This is a genomic window from Mesorhizobium sp. 2RAF21 (assembly GCF_052115345.1).
Lineage (GTDB): Bacteria > Pseudomonadota > Alphaproteobacteria > Rhizobiales > Rhizobiaceae > Mesorhizobium > Mesorhizobium terrae.
Map to the genome: position 1 here is coordinate 58,888 of NZ_JBFRGM010000024.1, position 24,485 is coordinate 83,372.

At 64.4% G+C, this 24,485-nt stretch carries 25 protein-coding genes and 1 riboswitch; of the genes, 12 read left to right on the forward strand and 13 right to left on the reverse strand.

Annotated features, from left to right (window positions below):
• The first annotated feature begins 99 nt into the window (after window positions 1-99).
• Window positions 100-957 (forward strand): oxygenase MpaB family protein, encoded by an 858-nt coding sequence (locus tag AB4136_RS28515; RefSeq protein WP_137901588.1) that lies wholly within the window; start codon window positions 100-102, stop codon window positions 955-957.
• A gap of 58 nt (window positions 958-1,015) precedes the next feature.
• Here the strand turns inward: AB4136_RS28515 and AB4136_RS28520 are convergent, their stop codons facing one another.
• Window positions 1,016-3,493 carry a heavy metal translocating P-type ATPase gene (locus AB4136_RS28520; protein ID WP_137901589.1) on the reverse strand — a complete coding sequence of 826 codons (2,478 nt, stop codon included), beginning with the start codon at window positions 3,491-3,493 and terminating at the stop codon, window positions 1,016-1,018.
• A 365-nt stretch (window positions 3,494-3,858) separates the two neighbouring features.
• The gene (gene crcB / locus AB4136_RS28525; RefSeq protein ID WP_137901590.1) at window positions 3,859-4,290 is read right to left on the reverse strand and encodes a fluoride efflux transporter CrcB; all 432 of its coding nucleotides are present in this window, start codon (window positions 4,288-4,290) and stop codon (window positions 3,859-3,861) included.
• Window positions 4,291-4,361: 71 nt separating this feature from the next.
• Window positions 4,362-4,424: riboswitch (Fluoride riboswitch) on the reverse strand.
• 50 nt (window positions 4,425-4,474) lie between these two features.
• Between crcB and AB4136_RS28530 the strand changes: the two genes are divergently transcribed.
• The gene (locus AB4136_RS28530) at window positions 4,475-4,777 is read left to right on the forward strand and encodes a hypothetical protein (protein WP_137901591.1); all 303 of its coding nucleotides are present in this window, start codon (window positions 4,475-4,477) and stop codon (window positions 4,775-4,777) included.
• Between the two features lie 48 nt (window positions 4,778-4,825).
• Here AB4136_RS28530 and AB4136_RS28535 read toward each other — a convergent pair whose 3' ends face one another.
• Window positions 4,826-5,635, reverse strand: coding sequence for a helix-turn-helix transcriptional regulator (locus tag AB4136_RS28535; protein WP_137901592.1), 810 nt, complete (start codon window positions 5,633-5,635; stop codon window positions 4,826-4,828).
• Between the two features lie 87 nt (window positions 5,636-5,722).
• Between AB4136_RS28535 and AB4136_RS28540 the strand changes: the two genes are divergently transcribed.
• The 3 genes from AB4136_RS28540 to AB4136_RS28550 are packed head-to-tail and all read left to right on the forward strand — an operon-like array spanning window position 5,723 to window position 7,622.
• Window positions 5,723-6,487 carry a class I SAM-dependent methyltransferase gene (locus tag AB4136_RS28540; RefSeq protein ID WP_137901593.1) on the forward strand — a complete coding sequence of 255 codons (765 nt, stop codon included), beginning with the start codon at window positions 5,723-5,725 and terminating at the stop codon, window positions 6,485-6,487.
• 5 nt (window positions 6,488-6,492) lie between these two features.
• The gene (locus AB4136_RS28545) at window positions 6,493-7,197 is read left to right on the forward strand and encodes a class I SAM-dependent methyltransferase (RefSeq protein ID WP_137901594.1); all 705 of its coding nucleotides are present in this window, start codon (window positions 6,493-6,495) and stop codon (window positions 7,195-7,197) included.
• A complete protein-coding gene (locus tag AB4136_RS28550) occupies window positions 7,194-7,622 on the forward strand; it encodes a YybH family protein (protein WP_441931930.1) in 429 nt (142 codons plus the stop codon). The genes AB4136_RS28545 and AB4136_RS28550 overlap by 4 nt, the downstream gene beginning before the upstream one ends.
• Window positions 7,623-7,866: 244 nt before the next feature.
• Here AB4136_RS28550 and AB4136_RS28555 read toward each other — a convergent pair whose 3' ends face one another.
• Window positions 7,867-10,206, reverse strand: coding sequence for a relaxase/mobilization nuclease domain-containing protein (locus tag AB4136_RS28555; protein ID WP_137901595.1), 2,340 nt, complete (start codon window positions 10,204-10,206; stop codon window positions 7,867-7,869).
• Window positions 10,203-10,631, reverse strand: coding sequence for a hypothetical protein (locus AB4136_RS28560; RefSeq protein ID WP_137901596.1), 429 nt, complete (start codon window positions 10,629-10,631; stop codon window positions 10,203-10,205). Before AB4136_RS28560 ends, AB4136_RS28555 begins: the two co-directional genes overlap by 4 nt.
• Before the next feature lie 532 nt (window positions 10,632-11,163).
• Here AB4136_RS28560 and AB4136_RS28565 point away from each other — a divergent pair.
• Both AB4136_RS28565 and AB4136_RS28570 read left to right on the forward strand, forming a co-directional pair.
• Complete coding sequence (locus AB4136_RS28565) at window positions 11,164-11,865, forward strand: ParA family protein (RefSeq protein WP_006023640.1); 702 nt, start codon at window positions 11,164-11,166, stop codon at window positions 11,863-11,865.
• Entirely contained in the window at window positions 11,862-12,287 is a 426-nt protein-coding gene (locus AB4136_RS28570) for a hypothetical protein (RefSeq protein WP_137901597.1), read from the forward strand. Before AB4136_RS28565 ends, AB4136_RS28570 begins: the two co-directional genes overlap by 4 nt.
• Before the next feature lie 40 nt (window positions 12,288-12,327).
• Here AB4136_RS28570 and repC (AB4136_RS28575) read toward each other — a convergent pair whose 3' ends face one another.
• Window positions 12,328-13,560: a plasmid replication protein RepC gene (repC, locus tag AB4136_RS28575; protein WP_281807003.1), complete on the reverse strand. Its 1,233-nt coding sequence runs from the start codon at window positions 13,558-13,560 to the stop codon at window positions 12,328-12,330.
• Between the two features lie 303 nt (window positions 13,561-13,863).
• Between repC (AB4136_RS28575) and AB4136_RS28580 the strand changes: the two genes are divergently transcribed.
• Window positions 13,864-14,193, forward strand: coding sequence for a helix-turn-helix domain-containing protein (locus AB4136_RS28580; protein WP_137901598.1), 330 nt, complete (start codon window positions 13,864-13,866; stop codon window positions 14,191-14,193).
• Window positions 14,194-14,276: 83 nt separating this feature from the next.
• Window positions 14,277-14,648 (forward strand): transcriptional regulator, encoded by a 372-nt coding sequence (locus AB4136_RS28585; protein WP_024921879.1) that lies wholly within the window; start codon window positions 14,277-14,279, stop codon window positions 14,646-14,648.
• 82 nt (window positions 14,649-14,730) lie between these two features.
• Here AB4136_RS28585 and AB4136_RS28590 read toward each other — a convergent pair whose 3' ends face one another.
• From AB4136_RS28590 to AB4136_RS28615, 6 genes are all read right to left on the reverse strand, one after another.
• Complete coding sequence (locus AB4136_RS28590) at window positions 14,731-15,063, reverse strand: single-stranded DNA-binding protein (RefSeq protein ID WP_137901599.1); 333 nt, start codon at window positions 15,061-15,063, stop codon at window positions 14,731-14,733.
• A 626-nt stretch (window positions 15,064-15,689) separates the two neighbouring features.
• Entirely contained in the window at window positions 15,690-16,922 is a 1,233-nt protein-coding gene (repC, locus tag AB4136_RS28595) for a plasmid replication protein RepC (RefSeq protein WP_137901600.1), read from the reverse strand.
• A 219-nt stretch (window positions 16,923-17,141) separates the two neighbouring features.
• Complete coding sequence (gene repB / locus AB4136_RS28600) at window positions 17,142-18,161, reverse strand: plasmid partitioning protein RepB (protein ID WP_137901601.1); 1,020 nt, start codon at window positions 18,159-18,161, stop codon at window positions 17,142-17,144.
• A 2-nt stretch (window positions 18,162-18,163) separates the two neighbouring features.
• Window positions 18,164-19,369 (reverse strand): plasmid partitioning protein RepA, encoded by a 1,206-nt coding sequence (gene repA, locus AB4136_RS28605; RefSeq protein WP_006023650.1) that lies wholly within the window; start codon window positions 19,367-19,369, stop codon window positions 18,164-18,166.
• Window positions 19,370-19,775: 406 nt separating this feature from the next.
• Entirely contained in the window at window positions 19,776-20,945 is a 1,170-nt protein-coding gene (locus AB4136_RS28610; protein WP_137901602.1) for a tyrosine-type recombinase/integrase, read from the reverse strand.
• An 8-nt stretch (window positions 20,946-20,953) separates the two neighbouring features.
• A complete protein-coding gene (locus tag AB4136_RS28615; RefSeq protein WP_137901603.1) occupies window positions 20,954-22,048 on the reverse strand; it encodes a hypothetical protein in 1,095 nt (364 codons plus the stop codon).
• A 62-nt stretch (window positions 22,049-22,110) separates the two neighbouring features.
• Between AB4136_RS28615 and AB4136_RS28620 the strand changes: the two genes are divergently transcribed.
• The 3 genes from AB4136_RS28620 to AB4136_RS28630 all read left to right on the forward strand — a co-directional run bounded on the left by AB4136_RS28620 (window position 22,111) and on the right by AB4136_RS28630 (window position 23,183).
• Complete coding sequence (locus AB4136_RS28620) at window positions 22,111-22,383, forward strand: type II toxin-antitoxin system Phd/YefM family antitoxin (protein ID WP_137901604.1); 273 nt, start codon at window positions 22,111-22,113, stop codon at window positions 22,381-22,383.
• Window positions 22,370-22,816 (forward strand): plasmid maintenance toxin (PemK-like), encoded by a 447-nt coding sequence (locus AB4136_RS28625; protein ID WP_137901605.1) that lies wholly within the window; start codon window positions 22,370-22,372, stop codon window positions 22,814-22,816. Before AB4136_RS28620 ends, AB4136_RS28625 begins: the two co-directional genes overlap by 14 nt.
• Before the next feature lie 208 nt (window positions 22,817-23,024).
• Window positions 23,025-23,183 carry a hypothetical protein gene (locus AB4136_RS28630; protein ID WP_171021010.1) on the forward strand — a complete coding sequence of 53 codons (159 nt, stop codon included), beginning with the start codon at window positions 23,025-23,027 and terminating at the stop codon, window positions 23,181-23,183.
• A 66-nt stretch (window positions 23,184-23,249) separates the two neighbouring features.
• Here the strand turns inward: AB4136_RS28630 and AB4136_RS28635 are convergent, their stop codons facing one another.
• On the reverse strand, window positions 23,250-24,368 hold the full coding sequence (locus AB4136_RS28635) for a tyrosine-type recombinase/integrase (RefSeq protein ID WP_137901606.1): 1,119 nt from the start codon (window positions 24,366-24,368) through the stop codon (window positions 23,250-23,252).
• Window positions 24,369-24,485 lie beyond the last annotated feature (117 nt).

Genomic DNA, 24,485 nt, shown 5'->3' on the forward strand with positions numbered 1-24,485 from the left:
ATGCGCCATGTCAAGCGGCACACTGCAAGACGAGCATGCTCCGCCGCTGATGGTGCGGAATATGCGCGGGCTTGCGACGATCGTTGAGGAGGCGCGGTGATGCTGGGCGCGATCAAGAAATTTATGCGCCCGCCTGCTGGGATGGACTTTGATTTCCGTCGCCCATCGGGCGAGCCGGCGCTTGCGCCGGCAGATGGTGTATCCTGGCGCGTGTTCGCTAACCCCATTGCGCTGTATGTCGGCGGTGTCGCCGCAGTGCTTCTCGAACTGGCCGAGCCGTCCGTGCGGTCAGGCGTCTGGGACCACAGCGGCTTTCGGCGCGATCCCGGCTTGCGGCTGCACCGGACTGGCTTCGCCGCGATGGTGACGGTCTATGGCCCCCGCTCGGCGGCGCAGGAGATGATCGCGCATGTCGTTCGGCTGCACGACAAGGTTCGAGGCACGACCCCGGGCGGCGTGGCCTACCGCGCCAACGATCCCCGCTTGCTCGACTGGGTCCAGGCAACTGCGACGTTCGGGTTTACCGAGGCCTATCACCGCTATGTTCGGGCGCTGTCGCCCAGCGAGAAGTCCGCCGCCTTCAGCGAGGCTGAGCCCGCCGCGAAGCTCTATGGCGCAACCGGCGCGCCGAGATCGTGGGCCGAGTGGGAAGCCCTGCTCGCGACTACGGCGCCGGGGCTCGAGGGATCGGACAACCTTGCCGAGTTCATTACTATCATGGGCAACGCGCCCATCCTGCCCGCGCCGCTGCGCTGGCTTCAGCGCCTCCTGGTCCGCGCGGCCATCGACATGACGCCCGAACCAGTAAGGTCATTGCCGCAGTTGAGAGGACACGGGATGCGTTTCGGAGACGCGATGTTCGTGCGAACGCTGGCGCGAGCTGCGGCCCTTGTTCCGCTTGGCGACATGCCGCCCGCCCAGGCTGCTCGACGCGTGACGGCAGCGCGTTCAGACTGACAGGAGTCGGCGATGCAAGGCCGCGGCGCCCGCTGAGCCCGGTCTGATGCTGTCCCGCTCAACCGATCCCGCGAACTACGTCTTTGAAGGCGAGCAGCCGCAAGGCGTTGAATACGACCACAAGCGTCGATCCTTCATGCGCCAGCACTGCCGGCCCAATGCCGAGACCGAATATAGTCGCGGGCAGCAACACGGCGACGACGCCCAAGCTCATATAGAGGTTCTGGCGAATGATCCGGCTCGTCTGCCGGCTGAGGCCGACCGCGAAGGGGAGATGCGCCAGGTCGTCGGCCATCAGCGCCACGTCGGCCGTCTCGAGCGCGACATCCGAGCCGGCGGCGCCCATGGCGATGCCAACGGTCGCATTTGCCATCGCCGGCGCATCGTTGACGCCGTCGCCGACCATCGCGACCTTGTCCTCGGCCTTCAACTTCCTGATGGCCGTCACCTTGTCCTCAGGCATGAGGTCACCCCACGCCTCGTCCAGTCCAACCTCCCTCGCAATCGCATCGGCAACACGCTGATTGTCACCGGAGATCATGACCATGCGCGTGATGCCAAGGTTGCGCAGACGGGCAAGCGTCGCGCTTGCCGCCGGACGCGGCGTGTCCATCACCCCGATCACACCGAGATATCGGGCTCCCTTCCTGATCACCATCGTCGTCCGGCCTGCCTCCTCCAGGCGCGTGGCGTCATCGCGCAGCGCCTGCGGCATTGGCTCGCCTTCGGCTTCGCCGAACAGCTTCGGGCTGCCGATGTGGACCAGTTCGCCCTCCACGGTCGCCTGGACGCCGCGCCCGGTGATGCTGCGTAGGTCGGTGGCGGTGGGGATCGCGGTATCGGCAAGCCGCTCTCGCCCTCCGGCTGCGATCGCCGTTGCGAGCGGGTGGTCGCTCATGCTCTCGACCGCGACCGAAATGCGCAACAGCTCCTTTTCGTCAGCGCCGTCGGCTGGAACGATATCGCTGATGGTTGGCTTTCCCTCCGTCAGCGTACCCGTCTTGTCGAAGGCGATGGCGCGCAGCGTGCCGAGGTTTTCGAGCGGTCCCCCGCCCTTGACGAGCACGCCGCCCCGTGCGGCACGCGCGATGCCCGACAGCACGGCGCTCGGCGTGGCGATGGCGAGCGCGCAGGGACTGGCCGCCACCAGCACCGCCATCGCACGATAGAAGCTGTCGCGGAACGGTTCGTCGATCACCACCCAGGCGAACAGGAGCAGCACGACGAGCCCCAACACGGCGGGTACGAAGATCCGCTCGAAGCGATCGGTGAAGCGCTGCGTCGGCGACTTCTGTGCCTCGGCCTCGCCGACCATTTGAACGACCTTGGCGAGCGTGGTGTCCTTGGACAGACGCGTCACCTGCACCTCGATCGCCCCCGCGCCGTTGATCGTGCCCGCGTAGATGCGATGCGCAGCGGCGACCTTGTCGGGCTGGCTCGCCGCGGCCTGCGGATCGTCGACAGGCCGCTTATCCACTGGGATGCTTTCGCCGGTGACGGGAGCTTGGTTGACGCTCGATTCGCCGACCAGCACGAACCCGTCGGCGGGCAGGCGCTCGTTCGGCTTGACGATCGCGACGTCGCCGACCGCAAGCTGCTCGACCGGGATTTCGACGGTTTGACCGTCGCGCCGCACGAGCGCGGTCTGGGGGGCCAGCTCGGCGAGCGCTTCGATCGCCCGCTTGGCCCGTCCCATCGCATAATGCTCGAGCGAATGGCCCATGCTGAACAGAAACAGGAGCAGCGCGCCCTCGGCCCAGGCGCCCAGCGCCGCAGCCCCGCCGGCCGCGACCAGCATGAGCGTGTCGATCTCGAAGCGCTTCAGGCGCAGATTGTCGATCGCCTCGCGCAGCGTGAAGTAGCCGCCGCATCCATAGGCGGCGACATAGAGGGCGAGCGGCAGCCAGTCCGGACGATCAGCGATCAGCTTGTCTATTGCAAAGCCGACCGCAAGGAACAGGCCGCAGGCGAGCGCAAAGATAATCTCCGTGTTTGCGCCGAAGATGCCACCGTGCTCATGAGCGTGGCCCTCCTCGTGGTCGCCATGCTCTCCTGGTCCGTGATCATGTCCGGCGTGGTCGGCCTCAGGCGGGTTCGGACGTGCATCCTTCCTGTCAAGGGCTGCCCGAATGGCGGCCTCATCGGCCTCCTCCCGATCATACTCGATGCGCGCCAAGCCTCCTGCGCTCACATCGGCTTCAAGGACACCGGGAATTGAGAGCAGGCGGTCGCCGAGCGTGCGCGCGCGCCGTTGATGGACCGGGCCACCAAGGTCGAGGACCGCATGGCCATATCGCGCGCCGATCTGAGCCCCGGCGCCGGTTGCGAGCTCCCTTATCCTGGCCAGTGACAGGCGGTCGGGGTCATAATGGATACAGAGTTGTGGCGACTGATCATCGATTGCCGGCAAGATATGCGCGTCATCGACGCCGTCGCGGCCGCGAAGTCGCTCCAACAGCCGTGAGACGCAGGCATCCGCCGCGTCCGGAATACCGGGCAGGATGACCGACAGGTCGAGTTTCATTTTGTCAGTCATCAACGTTTTCCTCAGTTCGACGCTCGTCCGATCAGCATTTCACAAAACATTGCGAAAGCGCCGTTCCGATGGAAGTGGTGTGGTGTCACTCCTCGTAAGCAGGGTCGCAACGCTGCCGCAGGCTCTAGACGCGTGGAAGCGACGATAAACAAACAGTGATTGCTAGGATACGGGGCGCATTATTCTAGAAGCTCGCGACACATCACAGCGTTGTCGAGGTCATATTAGGTGAAACCCAAAGCCCTATATGGGCAATTTTCACCGAATGGAGGGATGACCTCGGCCCGCCCCTTGCCCTCGATCCATCCGATTATGCGCGGGGAGCCTAGGCTGTGCGAAACCCCTGCCGTCTTAGGATTTCCGGGTCAGGCTTCCTCTTCGATGGCGATCTGCGCGATTTGGCGCGCCCCGCTGTTGAGGTGCGAAGCGATTAGATGGCCCACCGCCACCGCGCCGATGCAAAGGACGACGGACGCCACGACGTTTACTGCCGCTCGCATCATGCCGCCCGATCGCATGAGGTCGAGCGTCTGCAAGCTGAAGGAGGAGAATGTTGTGTAACCGCCGCAAAGGCCAATCATCACGAATAGGCGCAGGCTTTCGGAGAGTGGGTAGCGGCCGCTAGCCAGCGTCAGCGTGCCGAAAAACCCGATAACCAGCGAACCGCTGACGTTGATGAAGATGGTACCCCAAGGCAGTTGGCTGCTGACGGGAAGCGCCAAAACCGACACGACATACCGCGCGAGCGTTCCGATAGCGCCGCCGATCATGATCAGAAGACAGTTTGTGAAAGACATGCTCGATCCTCTCTGAGGCGAGCAACTGGCTCGCCTTAGCGGCAGGATCCAGACGGACTCCTACCGCGGTTTCCGCGGTAGGAGTCATCAGCCCTCACGGGCGGTTTCGGGAGAACTCCATTCCCATCGAACTCAATCTGCCCGGAGATTTGGGCGAACACAAGTGCTGGGATGGCAAGAGGAGTTGAGCGCGCATGACTGCGCAACTCTCATCCCGATCGCCGGCGACGCGCAAGCAGCAGCCCTCAGCGGATCATGTATCCGGCCGAAGTTCGATGGCATTCTTCGCCAAGTCGAACATATGGTCCGCCGCGGGTCTCCATGGGTCCCGCAAAGCCAATGCCTGGTTGAGATCGACAAAGGGACGCATCCGCGCCTCATATCGATCGAAGGCGCACGCATAATCGCCAGAGGCATGGGCAAGCTCGGCAGCAAGAACAAGGGATACATCGACTACCCGGCGAGCGAAGTCGCCGCGATCGCGTGATCGAGGCGGTGGCGGATCGGCGCCACTGATGAGGCCGGCCGACCGCGATCATCGAGGGCTCGAAAGCGATCGCGATCGTCGGCTTGGCGATGCGTGCGGCACCAGCAGCACCAGCTTGAAGTCCTGACGTTCCGTTGGGCTGAAGCTGTGCTGATCGAAGCTGAGCCGCCCGCGCTTTGGATGATCGAAGGTGCGCATGCCGCCGATCCGATGCTGAACGTCCTGATCATTCCACAGCCGCGCAAAGAGCGGACTCTCCTCCCTGAGCCCGTCGATGAACTGCTTGACTCGGGGATCGCGAAAAGTGTGGCCAAAATCGGCGCGAAATTCCGCCAGAAGCCGGCGCGCGCGATCCTGCAATTGCGGAATCAGCGAGCGGGCTTTGTCCTCAATGAAGACGAAGCGCAGCAGGTTGCGCTGATGGTCACCATCGAGCCAGCCGCAGAACAGGCTGGCGGCGGCCTTGTTCCAGCAACAGGCGTTCCACAGGCGATCGAGACCATAGGCCGGATGCGCGAAGGTCTGGACCGCAGCGACCAGCGACGCCGGCGCCGCCTCGGCGAGACCGGCAGAATCATCGGGATCAAGCCGGTCGGCGAGCTCGAACAGATAGGCGCGCTCCGCCCGCGTCAGCGACAAGGCCTCGGCCAACCGCCCCAGCGTCTCGGGCGAGGCCTGTACCGGACGTCCCTGCTCGATCCAGGCGCACCAAGTGATGCTGATGCCTGCGAGAGCTGCAAGCTCCTCGCGCCGCAAGCCCGGTGTCCGGCGGCGGCCGGCCGCAACGGCAGGTCTGACGCGCTCACGATGGGCGCGTACGAAATCGCCGAGAAGGCGGCGTTGGTCGGATCCGAGCATGGCGGGAATGATAATAGGATAAAGCTCTATATTGTAACAGTTTTAAAGCGTTGGCATCCTGAGGGGCAATCGTCGCAGGAAACGTCCATGGCAAACCATCATGACAGCGTCGTCGAGGCCCAGTTCGGGCCACGCGCTAAGGCCTATGTCGAGAGCGCCGTGCATGCGCAGGGCGCAGACCTCGAGGCGCTCGAAGCCATTGTGGCCAAGCGTCGGTCGGACCATGCCCTCGATCTCGGCACGGGTGGCGGCCATGTCTCCTATCTGATGGCGCGCCACGCGGCGCGGGTCACCGCCGCGGACCTCTCGGGCGAGATGCTGGCGGCCGTGACGGCCACGTCGCGCGAGAAGGGGCTTTCCAACATCGAGACCGTCGAGGCGCCGGCTGAGCGCCTGCCCTTTCCGGATGCCACGTTCGACTTCCTGGCCTGCCGCTACTCGGCACATCACTGGCAGGATTTCGACGGCGGCCTGCGGCAGGCTCGCCGCGTGCTGAAGCCCGGCGCGCCGGGCGTCTTCATCGACGCCTGCTCGCCCGGGCCGGCGCTCTTCGATACCCATCTGCAGGCCGTCGAATTGCTGCGCGACACCTCGCATGTGCGCGACTACAGCGTGAGCGAATGGATGGCGGCGCTGCATCGCGTCGGTTTCGCCGTTACTTCGTCCCGAAGCTGGCAATTGCGGATGGACTTCCCGGTCTGGACGGCGCGGATGCGGACACCTGCCGACAACGTCAAGGCAATCCGGGCGCTTCAAGCGGCGGCATCCGCCGAGACGCGAGCGCATTTTGCGATCGAGCCGGACGGCTCGTTCCTGCTCGACATCACGCTGATCGAAGCCGCGGCAGCCTGACGATCATGACCGCATCCGCCGCCAAATTCGACGCCACGCGCGCCGGCGAATATGCTGAGCAGAGCCGCATCGCGCTCGCCGGCTACGACGCCTGCCATGAGCTTGCCGCCTGTCTCCTGTCGGCGGATCTCGGCGAGAGCCTGGACCGACGGATCCTGGTCGTCGGCGCGGGCGGAACGGCGCAGGAGATCCTCGTCGCCGGCAAGCTTCGGCCGAGCTGGCGCTTCCTTGCGGTCGATCCCTCCCCGCCGATGCTGGCCGGGGCCATTGCATCCGTCGAGGCCGCCGGTCTTAGCCATCTGACGACCTGGCACTCCGGCTATGTCGACGAACTGCCGGTAAACAACCGCTTCGATGCTGTGACCGTTATCGGCGTTCTCCATCATCTTCGCGGACGCGAGGCGAAGCTTGCTCTGCTGCGCGCGGTCGCGGCGCGGCTTCACCCCGGCGGTATGCTCATTCTCGCCTGCAATCGCGGCGCCTATGCCGAAAACCTGCTCTTCCTGAAGGCCTGGGGCGAGCGGTGGCGGATGGCGGGCGCTTCACCGGAAGAGGTCGAGGTGAAGCGCGGCAAGATTCTGCAAGGCGCTGATCCGCCCGGGTCGGATGCTGCGGTCGAAAGCCTTCTCGCGGAGACCGGCTTCGAGCAGCCGCGTCTCTTCTTCTCGAGCCTGTTCTGGGGCTCCTGGATCGCGAGGCGTAGCGCATGAGCGAACGAGACGAGCCAGAAGCTGTGGCGCCTATACGGCACCACGTGGTGATGACGCGAGCCGCCATGATGGCTTTCGCCGAGGGCTGGATCGCCGCATGGAACGGACGCGACGTTGAAGCGGTACTGAGTCATTTCCGCGACGATGCCGTCTTCGTCAGTCCGGTCGCAGCCAAATATGTCGGCTCGTCTCGCATTGAGGGGAAAACCGCCCTCGCCGCCTATTGGCGTTCGGCACTTGACAAGCTGACCACGCTTGCGTTCACACTCGACCGCGCGACATGGGATCCTGTCCGACGAGAGCTCAACGTGATCTACGAGGCCGATCTGAACGGACAGCGTCGCCGGCCCTGCGAACTCATGATCTTCGACGAGCTCGGCGAGCAGATCCAGGGCGAGGCTTTCTACGGGGCGGAGCTTCCATAGTCTCCCGTCTCATCTCGTCCGGCACCCCCACCAGCAGCCGGCTTCTCGACCGGCTTCGAGCGCGAGCAGCCAGCCGGATCGAGGACCGGCACATCTTTGCGATCGTCTCGCGGCTCAGTCCGAACAATCCCGTGTTTTGGCCCGAGCTGAACGTCTCGCAGGTCTCGTCGCCAATTTTGGACCTTGCCGCGGCGCCAGGCGCGAGAACACCATAGGCCCGGTGACGTTCGACGTTTCTGGACAACTACGTCATCCGCTGCGGTTTCGTCGACTGAGCCTGGGCCCCCTCGCTGGCTTCGATCTCACGAATGATTTGCTCTTGTTCGGCACGCAGCTGCGCGAGCGCATCGGTCTGAAGCAGCGTCGGCGACAGGCGGTCGGCCGGATGTTGCGCGAGCGATGCTGCTGCCTCGCGCGCCGCCGCCGCTTCCCGTGTCTCCTGCGCTGCTGACTTCTGCGCGCCGGCGACGATCGCCCGCTCGGCGCGGAGCTCGCGCTGGGTCGTCGGGTCGATGCCGACCGTGGCTTCCTCCCGACGCTCAGCGGCAATCGCGCGATCTGCCAATCTCGCGGCCGCAGCGGCCTCACGCTCTTCACGCTGCTGAATTCCGCTCGCCCGCTCGATGAGCCTGTCGGCATTGGCACCGGCGATCGCCTCGACTTCGGCGCGCGTCATCTGCTGGATGCCGTGTTCTGAAGCTCGCTGCAGGTCGACGCGGTTTGCGAGCGTCTCGAGATATCGCGATGAGGCCTCGCGAAATTGCTGTTTCGTCTCGCCGTCCAGCAGGTCGCTCGTTCGCGACACCGCGTCGTTCATGAGGCGCAGATCCTTTGCCATCTGCTCCGATGTCACTGCCATGGTCGAGTTCTCCTTCGTCAGCTGCTCCACGCGTTTCCCGATCGTCTGCACGATAGACCCGACCGTCTGGGCCATGAGCAGGCGCTCGAGCATGTCCTTTGCTTGCGGGTTCGCCGGCTGCTCGGCCGCAACCGTCCGCCAGGCCTGAACGCCCTCGTTCACGAGCTTCAGGTCCTGCGCCGTCACGGGCAGGCGAATTGGATTTGTCCGCGCGACCGCGATCCGCTGCCGGGCATTGTCGATGAGCCGCCGATTGGCTGGATCCGCGGCATAGGCGCGATCGCGTGCCTCGCGTGTCGGCCGCGGACGATCCGCCGCCTCGACGATCGCCTTGTCCTTCGGGCCGTAGCTTTGCGACGACGCGCGCTCGCGTGCGGATGTCGCGACGATCTTGAGACCTTCCGCCTGCGCATGCTGGGCATAGAACTGGCGCCACTCGCTGAAGGTCTCTCGACCCGGATGCAGCTTCTGCCCGGACTCGCTTTTGACGGCGACGACGGCGTGGACGTGGACATGGCCGTCGGCCTCCTTGTCGGTGTGGACGCCGAACATGAACTTGTGATCGGCAAAACGATCGTGCAGGAACGCGCGGGCAGACCGCCTCAGTGCGTCAACGTCCGTCCCGGCCTTCGCCGACACGATCAGATGCATGGTATCGCGCGAGGATTGCGAGCGTAGCGTCGGTCCCCATTCTCGCGCCGCGGTCCTAGTCTCGGCGACATTGGTGATCGCCCGGCCACGATCGTCGATCGCGGGCCCCTTCTCGATCAGCTTGTTCAGCCGATAGGTCACGCCGTCGCGGCCATGGCTCGTGGCGCCCGGAGCGATGGCGATTGCGTCCGGCGCCAGGCCGGTAGCCGCCACGATACGCTCCTTTGCACGCGCCTCGGATGCGAGATCGAGCCGCTTCTGGGTGAAGCCCCTGCCCTCTTCTCCGACGCGCTCTCCCCGAACCCGGAAGCGCTCCTTGCCCGCTCCAGCCATTGCGGTGACGATGCGCGCTTCGAGCTCGCCCTTCTGCGCGACGTCGAGGCGATAAGCATACCGGTGGCCTTCGAATCCCGCCGCGATCGCCTTCTCGTAGGTTTCCCTGCCCTCGGGCGTGTCGGCGACACCGTTCAGGGACAAGCGCACGGCGCCGACGTCGTGGCTCTCGGCGCGCTTGGCGAAGTTGCTCGACCAGGCCTTGATCTCGTCGGCGACGGCTTCGCGATCGGCGAGGATCCGCCCATCATACGTTTCGAGCGCGACATCCTCGCGCTGCACATATTGGCCGGTCGCCGTCGCGCGGGCAACGCCACGGGCATAGGACACCACCTTGATCACAGCGGGCTGGTAGCCGGCCGCCAGCTGACGAGCCCGGCCGACCGCCTCGCCCTGCCCCGCCGCGCGCGCGCCTCCTCCGCCAGGACCGCCGCCTCCTGCGACCTGATCGGGTTTCGAGCCCGACGGTGCAGACGCCCCTCCTCCTCCTCCGCCGCCGCCTGCCGCGGTCGGCAGGAACCGCGTCCGCTCTTCATCCCGGCCGCCGGTGATCGTCGTCCCGCGGATGATCTCCTGCGCGGTCGGCGCCTTGGGAAGCGGCGCCACGCGACCGCGACGGGCGCGCACCTCGTCATCGAGACCGGGGGATCGCCGGCGCCGCGTCTCGCCGGCATCAATGACCGCGCGACGCGCGGCCTCGACCTGCTCGACCCACCAGGCGATCTGCGCATCCCGGTTCATCGCGGCTCCTGACCAAAGAGCTCGGCCGGCAACGTCAGCCTGACCTCACGCCGCAGCTTGGACCCATAGGCGACGGTCATTTCGGTGAGCTCGTCGTTGATCGCCGAGACGATCTCGTGCAGGCCACGCCAGACCGGCTCGGTGTCCTCGATGCGCACCGCCTGACCGCGGTGGATGGCGCGCAGGACCTGCGAGAGGTTTCGGCCGACCATGCGGACCTGGCTCGCGAGCTGGACGACGGCGCGCGTATTCTCGGCCGACAGGGCAGGACCCGCCTGCACCGATGCGCGGATCAACCGGCGCACGACCTCGGCCTTGGGCAATCCGAACAGCGCGACGGCTTCCTGGAGCCGCTGCTCATCGAGCTCCGACAGTTCGGTCCGGAGCCTTGGCTTGCGTCGTGGTGTCTTCGCGGAGCGGGCCATCGGCGCTCCCCCTTCCCTTCCCGTCTCGAGGCTCGCCGTCAGGCCGGAGCCAAGGCGTGGGCATCGCTCCGATGACCACGAAGGCGCGCCAGCGCCCTTCGGCTGCGTCCAGCAGCCGCCCCCCGGTTTGGCCCACAAACCGGTATCTTGTCAACCAATATCTATTAAACCGTATGTAAGACTTCGCGCATGAAGAGCGCTCGCGTCTGGACAGCCGTCCCTTGAACCCGAAGGCCCGCTTGGCGCACAGCGCCCCGTTAAGACCGCAATGACGAATTACCGTAACGGCGCAATACTGCAACGCATTGCTCCGACAATAATGCACTACCGCACGAATGCGCTCCCGCCAGCACCGCATTGGCGACATCACGTACTACGGCAACTCGCTAGAACGACAATGCCGTATCAACGCATTACCTGAACACCGCATCAAGGCTTTCCGGTACTTCCGGAATGACGAATTGCAGCACAGCCATATGTATATTATAATGTATGTTGATTGCTGTTAGAGCGAGCGACGGAGGGCTTGACGGTGCCGAGTATATTCGCAGTGGCGAACCCAAAAGGCGGGAGCGGCAAGACCACGGTTGCGATCATTCTCGCTGGTGAGTTCGCGAAGCATGGCTACTCCGCCGCGATCGTCGACGCCGATCCGCAGGGCTCTTCATACCAGTGGCATGCTTCCTCCGTCGCGCGGGGGTTGAGCCCGCAGGGCGTCGATCTGGTCCGCGCCCCCGACGAATCCGCATTGGTTCAAGCCGTCGAACGCCTGGCCGGTTACGACGTTGTGGTGATCGACACGCCCGGCTATTACGGCGAGGTACTGATCCAGTCGGCGCTCCGGGCCGACCTCGTCGTGTTGCCGTGCAAGGTACATACGTTCGATGCGTCGCAGGTCGTGCGGACCCTTCGCAATCTCGAGCAGCACGCCGCCGCGGCACAGCTGCCGATGAGCCAGCATCGGGTTCTATTCAATGAATACGACAGCCTCGACCGCAACACGCGACCCCTCCGCGAGGTCGTGGCCTACCTCGACTCCGAGCACGTGCCGGTCTGCTCGACGGCGCTCTACCGGCGTGTGACCTACCGCACGATGACAAGCGGCTTCGGAACACTTTACCAGATGAGCGACAGGGACGAGTCGGTGCGCAAGGCCCGCTACAATGCCGATCAGGTCGTCCGCGAGTTGCTCGCAGCGAGCCAGGGCGCGGCGACCGGCGAGCCGGTCGCATGAGCGACGGAGCTCCCAGCGAGAAGTCTGACCGGCCTCCCCTTCCCCGCGATGCGTTCCGCGCCCAGCGCGCAGTCGCGCCGGCCTCTCAAAAACCTGTCCTTCAGCCCGTGGTCGTCACTCCTGCCTACGACGATCCCGTTACGCCGGCGCCGGCGCCAGGCAGATCGCCATCGCAAGCCGCCAATTCTATCTCATCCAAGCGAGGGGAGCGGCCACCACGAAATCGCGAGCGCAATCCGTTCGAGGCTTATGGCGAACGCGCCTCGTCGCGGCCCTACGCGCTTCGCCTTCCCGATCCAATCGACCTGGTGCTCCGCCAGCTTGCCGCCGAGCAACGCACGCAGCCGCTGCGCATTGTCGACCGCGCCCTCTATGATCTTTTCAAGCGGCTCGGTCGATTGCCGCCCGCCGACGACTCGTAGTCGCCATTGTGAAAGAGGCGTCACGAAGCACGAATCGCTGCTACGCGCTGTCGTCCGGGAAGGAAGGTCCTGCAGGTGTCTTCATCTCTGCTGGATCCTTTCCACGTTGCGCGCCGCGGAGAGCCATCAGCATAGGCCAGATAGAGAATTGGCCGGCTGCCGCACGTCGGGCGAGCGTCCTGAGGTAGCCGCCGGGATTTTTGATGCCGTTGCCGCGCTGGAGGATCAGCGCCAAGGTGACGCTCGCCGGCCCCTGCCCCATTGCAGCACAGGCCTCTTCCCACGCGCTTGGGCTGACGCCGAGAAGCGGGCGCACGATGACGGCGGCGTCCACCACGTCCCGTATCGTTCGTAGCCCGTGGCGGGCGTAGTCCACAAAATCAGGACACGTCTCGGCGACGAGCCGGACAGGGACTGCTGATGCGACATCGCGCTCGATGTCGGGCTGGAATGCATTGCCGGCGCTTTCGGCGCCGGCTTTCGGCGTCGGGTTCGTTGCTATGGACGCATTTGCGGACGGTTCGCGTATTGGCCTTGTGGGTTCGATATGACTCTCAAGAATTTCGAGGATCCGCCCCGACAGCTCGACCAGCGCCGCGGCGAGCGGCTCGAGGGCAGCGCGGCACGGCGTGCGTGGTCGGCCGTCGATCAGCCCCAGGAATTCGTGGTGCAGTGCTGGCCAGTCGGCATCGACGCCCCGTTCGACACCCAGCGCGAGCATCTTTGCGATGTCGCGGCGCGCGAGCGTGACCTGCTCGCGCAGCGCATCGAGAACATGTCGCTCCTCGACAGCGCGAGCGGCGAGTTCCGCAAGGTCGTCGACAGCCGCCACGAGCGGGCTGAGATCGAACCCGAATGCCAGCTCGATGTCGCCGCCTGCTGCGCGCCGAGCGTAGCGTTTGCCATTTGGGCTATCCCGACGCTGGATAAGACCCGATTTCACAAGAGCGGCAATATGCCTACGTAAGGTCGACGCAGGGATGCCGTGGGCGCGTAGCGAGAGCTCGCGATTTGATGGAAACACGACGAGATCAGTGGACCCGAGCGTGAGCACCGTGTCCGGGTGGAAGCTCAGCAGCGCATTCAGGACGGTCAGCGCGCGGTCGGAAAGGGCAAGGGCGGCCTTCGCTTCGCATGCGTGGCGAAACGTCTTCCATTTGTGGCAGGCCTTGCCGGGTTGGCACTGCCGAACGTCGCGTTGAATCCGAAGCGCGGCCGGGGACAGCGCGCCGCATCCAAAAGGGGCGATAGGATTGAAGCCAAGCATCTGCATTCGCGTCCTCTCGTTGCGAGAGCGCGTGGCAAACAAAGACCGTGGCGTGAAAACGCTGAGTCTCTTGAACTGTCGGATCGCGCGAGCTAAGATGCCTTTGCGTTTGGAGGCCTCGCTGGCGATTGCCGTCGCCAGCCCGCTGACCCTCTTGAGAGACCCGGCTCTGCCGGGTTTTTCTTTGTCTGAACGCACTTCTCCTGGTTGAATCAGATCAGTACATTATATTGAATGTTAGTCGGCCGTCCAATATGTAGGCTGCGGCCGCATGGGTATCGTTCGGATCATGGTTCGGAGGGAAGGCTCATGGCTGAGAAGTCATGCCGACGCAAAGCAGATCACGCAGCGAAGGGATGTTTGCTCATAGGAGCGTTTCAGTCGGGGCTCGAAGCACTGCGTCTCGAAGCACAGCTAACCCGTGGAGAGTTCGCGAAAAGCCTAGGGATCCCGAGATCAAGCTACTTCCACCTGATGACGACAGCAGCGAATCCAAGCCTTAGTTACATTGAACTCATCGCGGAACGAGCGGGCGTCGACCCTCTGACCTTGTTGCGGAAGCGGACCTCGGACCGTCGGCACGAGGGCGACTCAATCGGCTCGATGAAGGGAAGCGCATATTCAAAGAATTTACGGTAGGATTGACAACGTCCAATATACTAGACTTCAGACGTAATGTATGGTGAATCGGATGCGGAGTTTTGTCCGAAAGCCCTTTCGCCATGTCGCCTGTTCGCAAGCCTCAGCCAGTCGATCATTCGGTGCTGAATGAGATGCTGGCCATCCGTCTGCAGCAGCTCGAGATCGAAAATGGCGGCATGGAAGCATTCCTGCCGAAGACCGGACTGGCACGCGGGACCTACTATACGATCGTCCGCGGCATCGGGAATCCAACTTTGCGTACGATCGAAAGGATCGCTTCGAGCCTCAACATGAGCGTGTTTGAGTTGCTCGGCTTCGATGTGTCGGACGCACGGCGCGCGCTCAAGAAGAGCGGTGTCGATTACGACGAGTTGACGTCGGCGATCAGCAAGAAAAATCGCGCCGATCGCGCCTTGGCGCGTCAGACGCGATCGCGAAAGCTTCCTTCCTGACGGCGCCGGCGATCGATGCGGCGACCAACTGCTCAAGATCGATGGAAGAGGTGGGGAGGCTTTCGCCTCCCCACTGGATCGGTCATGCGGCTGAGCGCTCAACGGCCTGGGCGAGGCGGCCAAATTCCAGGGCGATCAGGTCGACGGTGTAGGTCCGCTTGCCGTCGCGCTCGTAGCTGTTCTGCCGCAGGCGGCCCCGCGCGTGGACGAGGTCGCCCTTGCTGACGTGCTCGTTCACGTAGCCCTGGATCGACTTGGTGAAGATCGTGACCTCGTTCCAGTGCTGGTCGTCGTTCCACTCGCCGCCCTTATCCTTGAAGGGATAGTTGGCGCAGACGGTGACACGGACTGTCTTGCCGACCTGCTTGATGGTCCCGACGTGGCCGATGAGGGTGAATTCGGCGATGTTGCGCATAGTCTCTCTCCATCTTGTGGGGCGGCGCCCCGTTGCGATGGCGATCCGTCATGGCCGGGAAGACGGCACAGAGCCGAAGCCCGCGAGACGCGGGCGAAGGGCGAGCGCAGCGCTGCGTCCCGTCAGGCCGTGAATTTTGGCGCCGCAGGCGCGTGCGCGAGGAATGCCGGTTGGGGGCCCCGCTCGCGGGGTGATCCGGCAGGGGAAAATTCTCGGGCGTAGGGCCCGCCGTGCCGGCGACGGCCATAGGAATCCAGCCATGCAACCGGGAGCGCCGCCCGACCTGTAGAGAGGAGCAATCGTCGTCGTGCTACCTGGACCACGCGCCGGCCCCATTTCGAGTTATGGAAAACCGCGAGTCGATGCCTGCCCATCCAGGATCGTGGGTCAGCGAGGAAGCGCCGCACGGATCGGGGTCGACCATGGAAATCAGCCATGGCCGGATCGAGCGGCAGCGGCGAACCGCCCTGCGACGGCTTCGACGGCAGGACCGTCGCACCAACGCCGGGTGCGCGAAACCCGAGCTCCGCCCCGCGGCTGCGACCTCACCGGCGCGGGACGCCCACGTCCCATCGAACCATCGAACCATCGGAGATGGCATGCCTTTTCGGACATCGCCCGCGCCATCATGCGGTTCGCTTCGTGCGCAGTTGTGCGTTGATTTGCGACATCAGGATCGGGCCGAGCGAGAATTCACCGACCTTGGCCCGTTCAGTCAGACCGCGCAGATAGCCGCCGGCGGAGCGGATTGCCGCGCCGCGCTGCAGGATGCACGCGACAACCACCGCGGCCTGCATTTCGCCCATGACGGCTTGCGCCTCCTCCCAGGCGCTGGGACTGATCCCAAGCATCGAGCGCACAACGGCCGTGGTCGCCAGCAGGTCGCGCCAGTTCGAAATTCCGCCTTTGGCGTAGTCGGAGATGTCCGGGCAAGCGTTTAATACCATTCCAAGCGGATAGGCCGTTTCCGCAATCCTCGGCGTTTGGGGTTCTGGCACCGCCCTCGCCGCCCGGCTTCCTCGAAAGCCAGGTTCAAGATCAATTAAGGGGTCTGGATTTGAATTCTGTATATGGCGCTCATTTCGGGACTCATTGGCGCTCATATCGTGTGTTTTGATGTGGCTTTCCAGGAGGTTGAGGACGTCGTCGGCCAGTTGTGATAGCTCCTCGGCCGCCGCTTCCAGCTGCGCGCGCGTCGCGGTGCGCGGAATCCCCTCGACGATCGAGCGGAAGCCGGCGTGGATCTGCGCCCAGTCCGCGGGTCCCTGCCCTCCCCTGCGTGTCGGCACGCCCTCCTCGATGCCGGTCGCGATCATCTTGGCGATATCGCGCCGGCACAGCGTGATGCGTTCCCGCGCGAGCTTAACGGCGCGCGCTTCGGCCTCCACGGCGGCTGCCAGGCTTTCGAATTCCTCCGAGCGGACAACAAGCGGCGAGAGGTCGAATCCGAACGCCAGCTCGATCTCGCCGGACGCACCTTTGCGCGCGTAGCGCTTGCCGTTGGGACTGTCGCGGCGGATGACGAGGCCCGCGTCGACCAGGACCGCGAGATGGCGTCGCAACGTTGACGCCGGCATGCCGTGCGCGCGCAGTGACAGGAGCTGGTTCGAGGGGAAAACGACAAGGTCGTCCTCGCCCGTCAGCGCCGTCTCGGGATGGAAGGTGAGGAGCGCGTTCAAGACCGACAGCGCTCGCTCTGTCACGCCGAGGCTCGGCCGTGCCCTGCAGATGGCGTGGAAAATCTTCCACTTGTGCACGACCTTCTCAGGCGGCCGGGATGACGCGACGATCTGTGTTGCCACATGGGCGAGCGTCAGCGATCGCCGCCCGAAGGGCGTCGTTGATTGATAAGGTTCCATGTCTTTGCCTCGTTCGGGCAAAGGAAATCTGCTCGCCAAAACGGCGCCGTCTCGCACGAGACACTTGACTGCGATTCGCGGAAGTGATTCTCTATCAGTCGCCAAACTAAGACAGAGGCTTCCGGGACGGTGACGTTTCGGGGGCCTTTTTCTTTTGCCTAGGTTTCTCCTGAGCCAGATTGCACCTGCCCAGCCGGCTCATTCCGGGTGGGTGTTCCTTCAGTCCTCGCCGGACGCGGCGCGGTATTCGTCGTAGAGCCTTTGCAAGTGCTGGCGAACGAATTCGCCAAATTGCGGGGCTACGCGGTCGTCGAAAGTCAGACTGAGCTTCTTGCCGGTTCGCATAACCTTCGCTGCGAGCGTGCCGTCGGCCGCCGACCAGCTTTCCGCCCGCGCCCGCGCCGCCTTGGTGCCCAACGCTGCGACGAGTGCTTCGAACCGCTTGTCGCTGTCTTGGTCAGCGAACCCTTCCTCCTTCACAAGCGCGATGGCGCGGTGTCGATTGCCGTCGCCATCAAGGAGATCGGTCAACTCCTGCCATCGAACGCGGCCATAGCCAGGCGCGGCGCCGATCGCCTCGACGACCTCGGTGGGGACGCGGGTCGCAACCGCAATGAGTCGCGATAGCGCAGCCTTGTCGACGTTCAACGCCGCCATGATTGTCTCGCGCGAAAACTTGCGCTCTTCGAGTCGGGCGGCAAAGCGGGCTCGCTCGATAAAGGTCAGGTCGGTTCGACCACTGTTCTCCTGGCCTTGGGCGACCACCAGCTCTTCGTCGCTCAGAGCGCGGACCACCGCCCGCACCTTTCTTCCGAGCGAGCGGGCAGCGCGTAGGCGCCTGTGCCCGAAGGCTACCTGAAAGCGGCTTGAATTCTCCGGGCTCGGGCGAACGAGGATCGGCGTGTTTTGACCGTGCTCGCGGATCAACTCTTGGAACGCCGCCTCATCGGCCGCGCTCGCCTCCATGCGGTCCGGTACGAAGGAATCGTCGACGAGGGCCGGATCGAGCTCGACGATCGTCTGCCCCTCGAGCAGCTGTCTCTCCAACTCGTCGGCCCGATCCGCTCGCTCCTTGATGCCGCCGAGGTTCTGCGAGATCGCACCGAGCGCGCCCGGTTGCTTGAGCGGCCGGTCCAGGCCCAGAAGCGGCCGGACCTGGTTGGCCGACAGTCGCGCTGGAGGTTCTTGCGACGCTTGTGGCTCGCTGGGCACGTGGTCGAAGCTTATCTTCCGAGCCATGCTCAGACCCTCTTCCAGACCTGCCTGATTAAACCCTCGATCTCACCGTTGACGAGGTCGAGAGATTCAATCGCACGGTCATAGGTCGGACGGGAGAAGCCCTTCCGATCGACCTCGTAGAGTGTGTTCTTGGTCAATCCGGCATCGGCGATGGCCGTGCTCTTGACCATCGGATGGGTCAAAACTCGTTCACCTAAGATCGAGCGCATCCAGCCCACCAATTTGGTCTGGGGCGCGTCGCTCGGTTCGTATCGCGTGACGAGATAACGCATCCAGTCGTAGTCAGTCGCCGCGCCTGCATTGGCGACGACGTCGAGCAAGCCAGCTGTCATGTTCAGGAACTGGGACATCGACATTACGTCCAGCATCTGAGGATGGACTGTGATGAGTACAGCTGTCGCGGCGCAGAGTGCCGAAAGGGTCAGGAACCCGAGTTGCGGCGGGCAATCGATGATGACGATGTCATAGGCATCGCTCACCTGCGCCAGTGCTTCACCGATGCGAGCGAAGAACATCTGGCCGCCGTCCTGCCGCGTCATCAACGCCTTCGGCGTCTCATGCTCGAACTCCATCAGTTCGAGTTGACCGGGGATCAAATGAAGCGTGGGAATGTATGTGGCCCGCACAATTTCGGCCATCTCGCGGCGATCGCTGTCGTACCGAATGGCGCCATAGATCGTGTCATTGTCGGCGACGTCGAGTTCGGGCTGCAATCCGAAGAGTGCCGTCAGGCTCGCCTGCGGATCCAGATCGATAGCCAGCACACGATATCCGCGAAAGGCGAGGTATTCGGCCAGATGCGCCGATGTCGTCGTCTTGCCGCTTCCCCCCTTGAAGTTCATCACCGCGAGGACCTGCAACTTCTCATTTTCGCTGCGGCGAGGCGTGTAGCGGCGTCCGCCCTTGCCAGAAGCGTCGAGCGATTGACGTAGCGCCTCGACATCCTCAAGCGAATACATTCGACGCCCATTGGGAAGGGGATCGGGCCCCTTCCCTTCAGAGGCGAGCTGACGGAGATAGCCGTCGGCTATTCCGATGAAACGCGCCGCCTCGGATGGAGAGAACGGACGCAACGTCTTTTTCGCCTCGGGGGGAAAGTCCTCAAGCTGCCTCGCGCGAAGCCGCATTGACAGCTCCGCCGCATCAGCGTTGATCAACGACCTGAGATCGCGAGGCGCATTGTCTTTCGGCAGAAGCGTAGCGGGCATCGGTTTCTCTGCATCTGCGGTTTTTTGAGCAGGTTGGCCCAAAAAGCGTTGAACCCAAGTTATGCCCGATTCTTTCGTTGCTGCAAGGACTAATGGGTTAATGAGAAGTTAACGGAGTGATCTCCACCAAAGCGGAATTCGGTTTGGCGCGCTGCGGAGCGTATATTTTGCCCTTGCGCGAACCGTCGCACTTCATGTGGCTGGGTTGTACGCGGACAACTTAACGCACGGGCGGGGCGAGTTGAGGTGCGTTCGACGCTACCGCTCGGTTCGTTACTATCGGCGCTGGTTTGCGCGCGCGCCCGGCTATATTCGCGCCAGACAGACGCGGCTGAAGCCTGACGGGGGTTGGCCTGCGTCGAGTTGTACGCGGACAACTTAAGCCACTCATTTCATCAGCCGCTACTCACACACCGAGCCGGGCAGCCCTGCCCTGCGCGCGCTCCGCCCCGTTGTAGTAGCTCGCCGCCTGCTGGACCGACCGATGCTGCGACTGCTGCATCGCCTCCGGCAAGCCGATGCCCTGGCGCGCCGCCTCGGTGAGATATCCCGCCCGCAATCCATGCGCAGCAAAGTCTTTGGGGTCGAGCTCAGCCATCGTGCAACGCCGCTTGACGATCAAATTGATCGATTGCGGGGTCAGCGCGCGCTCCTCGAGCGCCTCCCAACGGTCGATCGCGCGGAAGATCGCGCCTTTCCGGATATCAGCTCGGTCGAGCCATTCCAGCAACGCCTTGACCGGCGGGCCGACCAGGAACACCCTACGCTCGTCATCGGCGTCGCCGGTCTTCGTGCGACCGAGCTGGATCGAGACGCACGGCAGCGTCGGCGAATTCGGATCAAGCGGATCAAGCAGAACGCCGGGCTCGTCGCTCAGCTGCTCGACCCGCAGCCGCGCCACCTCGCTGCGCCGCCGCCCGCCGGAGGCGAACGCCAGCAGCAGGATCGCGAGGTCGCGCGTGTCGGCCAGCCGATCCGTCGTGCAAGTCGCCGTCAGCCGGTCGAGGACGTCGCGCGTCACGGCGCGCTTGCTTTTACGGCGGCGCGGCCGCGGAGAAGCGCGGACAGCCAGACGCACGGCCGAACGAAGACTTGGCGCGGTGAGCGGACTTTCGATCCCCTTCCAGCGATGCAGCGTCCCCCAGCTTGCAAGGCGCCGCTTCACCGTATTCGGCGCGTGCGGTCCCTCGGTGCGCAGCAGGCCCTCGGCGCGCAGCTCGCCAGCGACGTCGGCTGGCATGCCATGGCGTAAGTCGATCGCGCGCTGCGCGGGATCCCATAGATGATGCGCGACGAACTTTAGCGCGAGTGCTTCCGTCGCCGGCCACGGCAGCGCCTCGCCGGTGGCCGCGAGAGCCCAAGCTTCGAGGTAGGCCAGATCCGACGTGAGCGCGCGAAGACTGTTCTCGCCCATGCCTTCCTTGGCGAGGTGCTTGAGAGTCGCGACGTCGTCGTCGGTGAGCAGCTGCGCGAGCCGATCGCGCCGGTCCATCGGCAGGATGGCCGACAGTGTGTCGAGCGCGAGGGCGCGCTGCGATTCGGCGTCGAGTGCTCGGACTTTGACTATATCGTCCATCACGTCCCTCAGAAGCCGTAGGTCCGCGCGGCCCAGCGCAGCAGCACGGCGGCGTCCGGATCGGGCAGCCGCACGCGCTGGGCCTTGAGGGCGTCCGCGATCGCGAGGCCGACATCGGCGTCGACCCAGTGGCCGTGTATCATGAGAAAGAACCAGCCGAAGGGCAGGGCGATCTCGCGATCGATCGCCTCAATCCGATCCATCAATTGATGGACGGTCGTCTCAGGCGTCATGAGCAAGCGTTCGCCCGGCATCTTCAACGGGCGAGGAATGAAGCCGACTTCACGCTCGCCCTTGTGGGTGTAATCGCGAGCGTCGAGCGCCCAGTGCGCGAAGACGCGCTGCCCGGCCGCACTCGATGCCTCCCAGTCCCGGAAGAACCTCACCTCGCGCGGCACGAACTCGAAATAGTCCGGCACCAGCTCAAGGAACGGGGTTTCGCGCGTCGTCCCGTTGGGCATGGTTTCGCGGATGACCCGCCGATCCATCTCGGGCCGCTTCGCCTCGCGCTTCTCGTGCTCGACGCGGCCGCAACGGTCTAGAAAGCTGCGGATGTGAATGAACGCGCCGCCGGCGCGATCGAGAAGGCGGTAGATCGGGCCAGCGAGTCGGTCCGTGTCGGGCAGGGGATCCCGGCGAGGCCAGCTCGGGTCGAGCAATTCCTGCTCACCCCAGGGCCGGTAATCCGGATCGACGATGGAACCGGCGCGCCACTCGATCTCGCGGCCCAGCGCGATCTGGATGTAGTCGGCGGCTGCGGAACCTGTCGGCGCGAAGACGAAGGCACTGGTGCCGCGCCACTCGGTGATCTGCAGGCCGGTGTCTTTCAGGCGCGCCCACGTCGCCTTGACGTCGCCGCCGTCCCTGGCGAGTTCTGCCGTCATCCACGGTCGGAGCTCGCCGACGCGGGTGCCGTCCGGCCAGATGACCGAGCGCGTGTCGCGCCAGTAGTCGTCGTCCACGTGGGCGACGCTGAAATCGAAGCCCGGGAAGGCGGCGGCGAGGGCAACCACCAGGCCGACGTCGGCCGAGGTCGGGTCGAGCCCCGCCAGGACCGCTTCCAGCGAGGCCGAATCGGGCAGGCGGACGGGAGAAGGGGTCATTGATTGGCCTCTTGCGGGATTACCGGGATTTCCGTATATTCCGGAACAAAGGAGAACCGATCATGGCTTCCACCGTGACCGCCGCCGAAGTCTCCAAGAATTTCGGCGCCTACCAGGATGCCGCCGTGCGCGAGCCGGTGGTAATCACCAAGAATGGCCGGCCGCGCACCGTGCTGATGGCTTATGAGGACTTCGTTCGCCTGTCGAAGCGCGACCGCCGGGTCCAGCGCACGGTTGATCTGAGTGACGCCGAGATCGAGGCGGTCGAAACGGCCGAACTGACGCCGGACCCTGCGCAACTCACCGCCCCAGCCGGTAAGCATGCTGCCGACTGAGGTCCGCGTCGGCTGGATTTTTCGCTACGCCTATTTGTGGGACTGGCAGCACCGCGAGGGCCGAGAGGAGGGCGACAAGGACCGGCCCTGCCTGGTGCTGGCGATCGTCATGACGACGGAGGAGGGCGCGCCGATCGTGCGCGTGCTGCCGATCACCCACACGCCGCCGGTGAATCCGGCCGACGCGATCGAGATCCCGGCCGACGTCAAGGGACGTCTGCGGCTCGACGCCGAGCGCTCGTGGATCGTGCTGACCGAGAGCAACCGCTTCGCCTGGCCCGGGCCGGACCTGCGCAACATCGATACCGAGAGCGGCTACTACGGCGCGCTGACGCCGGGCCTTTTCGCCGAGGTCAAGCGCCGCTTCGTCGCGATCGCGCGCGGGGAGGTCACAACCCGCGCGCCGCATCGAAGCGTGCCGCGGACCGAGTAAGGACCGCTCGGCACGCCGGCGACGGTAAAAGGCATTCGGAGGAGGGGAGGGGGCTGCCAGCGGGTCGTCCTCTCGTCGATCGGAGGCCCGGCGGGCGTGATTTGCCGGGCTGAGGAAGCTCAGAATCGCTGATTTGCGAATCCATGTCCAACACTATCGATAAGGGTTAGTTATCTATAGTGAGAAGCATGCGCCAGAAGGCATCGCTATGACGGAAGCCAACGCCGTGATAGCTTCCGTTTCACCGATTCACGTTAAGGTTATCAAGACCTTGCCCTCCGCCTACCAGATCCCGGATCCGCTACCTTGGAGCCAGATCGCCGGCCCGCTTGTCGGTTTTACTTCCCGATTTCAATTGAAGCGCTAAGGTGAAATTCCCGCACTCCCCGACTGAGCCACATCGGCTGCAATCGGGGGAGGGGAGGGGGGCTTTTCAGAGCCCGGACGCCTTGGTGAGGTTGGTCCGGAACCGATCGCGCCGGCGCTGGTACTTGCGGGTCATCTCGGCCGAGGCATGACCAAGCTGTTTCTGGACATAGCGTTCCTCGATCTCGGCCGACGAGGCGAGACCTGAGCGCAGCGAGTGCCCGGCGAACAGGAGCACACGATCTCCCTCCGGAAGATCGGAGCGGACGCCGGCGGCGAGTGCGGTCTGCTTGACCAAGCGCGCGACATGCTTGTCGGAGAGCCGCTCCGTGTCGACGGTCTTGTTGTCCTTGAAGATGCGCCGGAAGAGGGGGCCTCTGGCGATCCGCCCAAACCGGATCCACCTCTCGAGCGCTAAGATGGGGCAGGTGTGGTCAGATGCGCCGCGGCCGACTTCGACCTCGCGCCATCCGGTTTTGCCACGCAGGGTCACCAGCACACCCTTGTCCGGAAAGATCTCGATCCAGCCTGCACCGTCACTGTGCTCCTCCCGGGCGACGTCGAGCCCCACGATCTCAGAGCGCCGCAGTCCGCCGGCGAAGCCGAGCAGTAGGATTGCCCGGTCGCGCAGGCCCCTCAGGTCGTGACCAAGCGTGTTGACCATCGCCTTGATGTCGTCGCCGAGCACGGCTTCTTTCTGCCGCGGCGGCTTCCCGTGCTTGCGACGAATGCCGGAGAGCACCGTCGAAATATGCCGATCGGCGCGATCCATCGGCTGGCCGCGCTGGGTGAAATTCCAAGAGAGACCGGAGAGGCGTCGCTCGATCGTCGCCACGGAGAGCGAGGGGAGGCCGCGTTTCAGATCGCCGGCGGCGCAGGCGCCGATATAGAGGCCGATGACCTGGCTGGAAGGCGGTAACGGGTCGAAGCCTTCGCGGCGGCACCAGGAGGAAAAATGCCGCCAGTCCTTGGCGTAGGCGTCCCGTGTGTTCTCGGAGCTGGCCGCCTTGGCGTAGGCCGTCGCGGTCTCAACCAAAGCTTCCAGGCGCGCCGGCGACTGCGGCGCGACGGGCAAGACTCCCATTTCCATGACCAGGTCGACGATGTCGGGGAGATCGTCGTGGGGTGGCTCGTTGATTTTGGGTGGGTTTTCCTGTGGGTTGACCGTTTTTTGTGCTGCACACATGCGGCCCTTTTCAATAGCTTAGACGATTCAGATTTGCGAGACTGATTCACTTTTCGTGAGACTACGCTACAATCCGATTCGGATATAGTGAGATCACGTTGGCGATCATCGCAACAT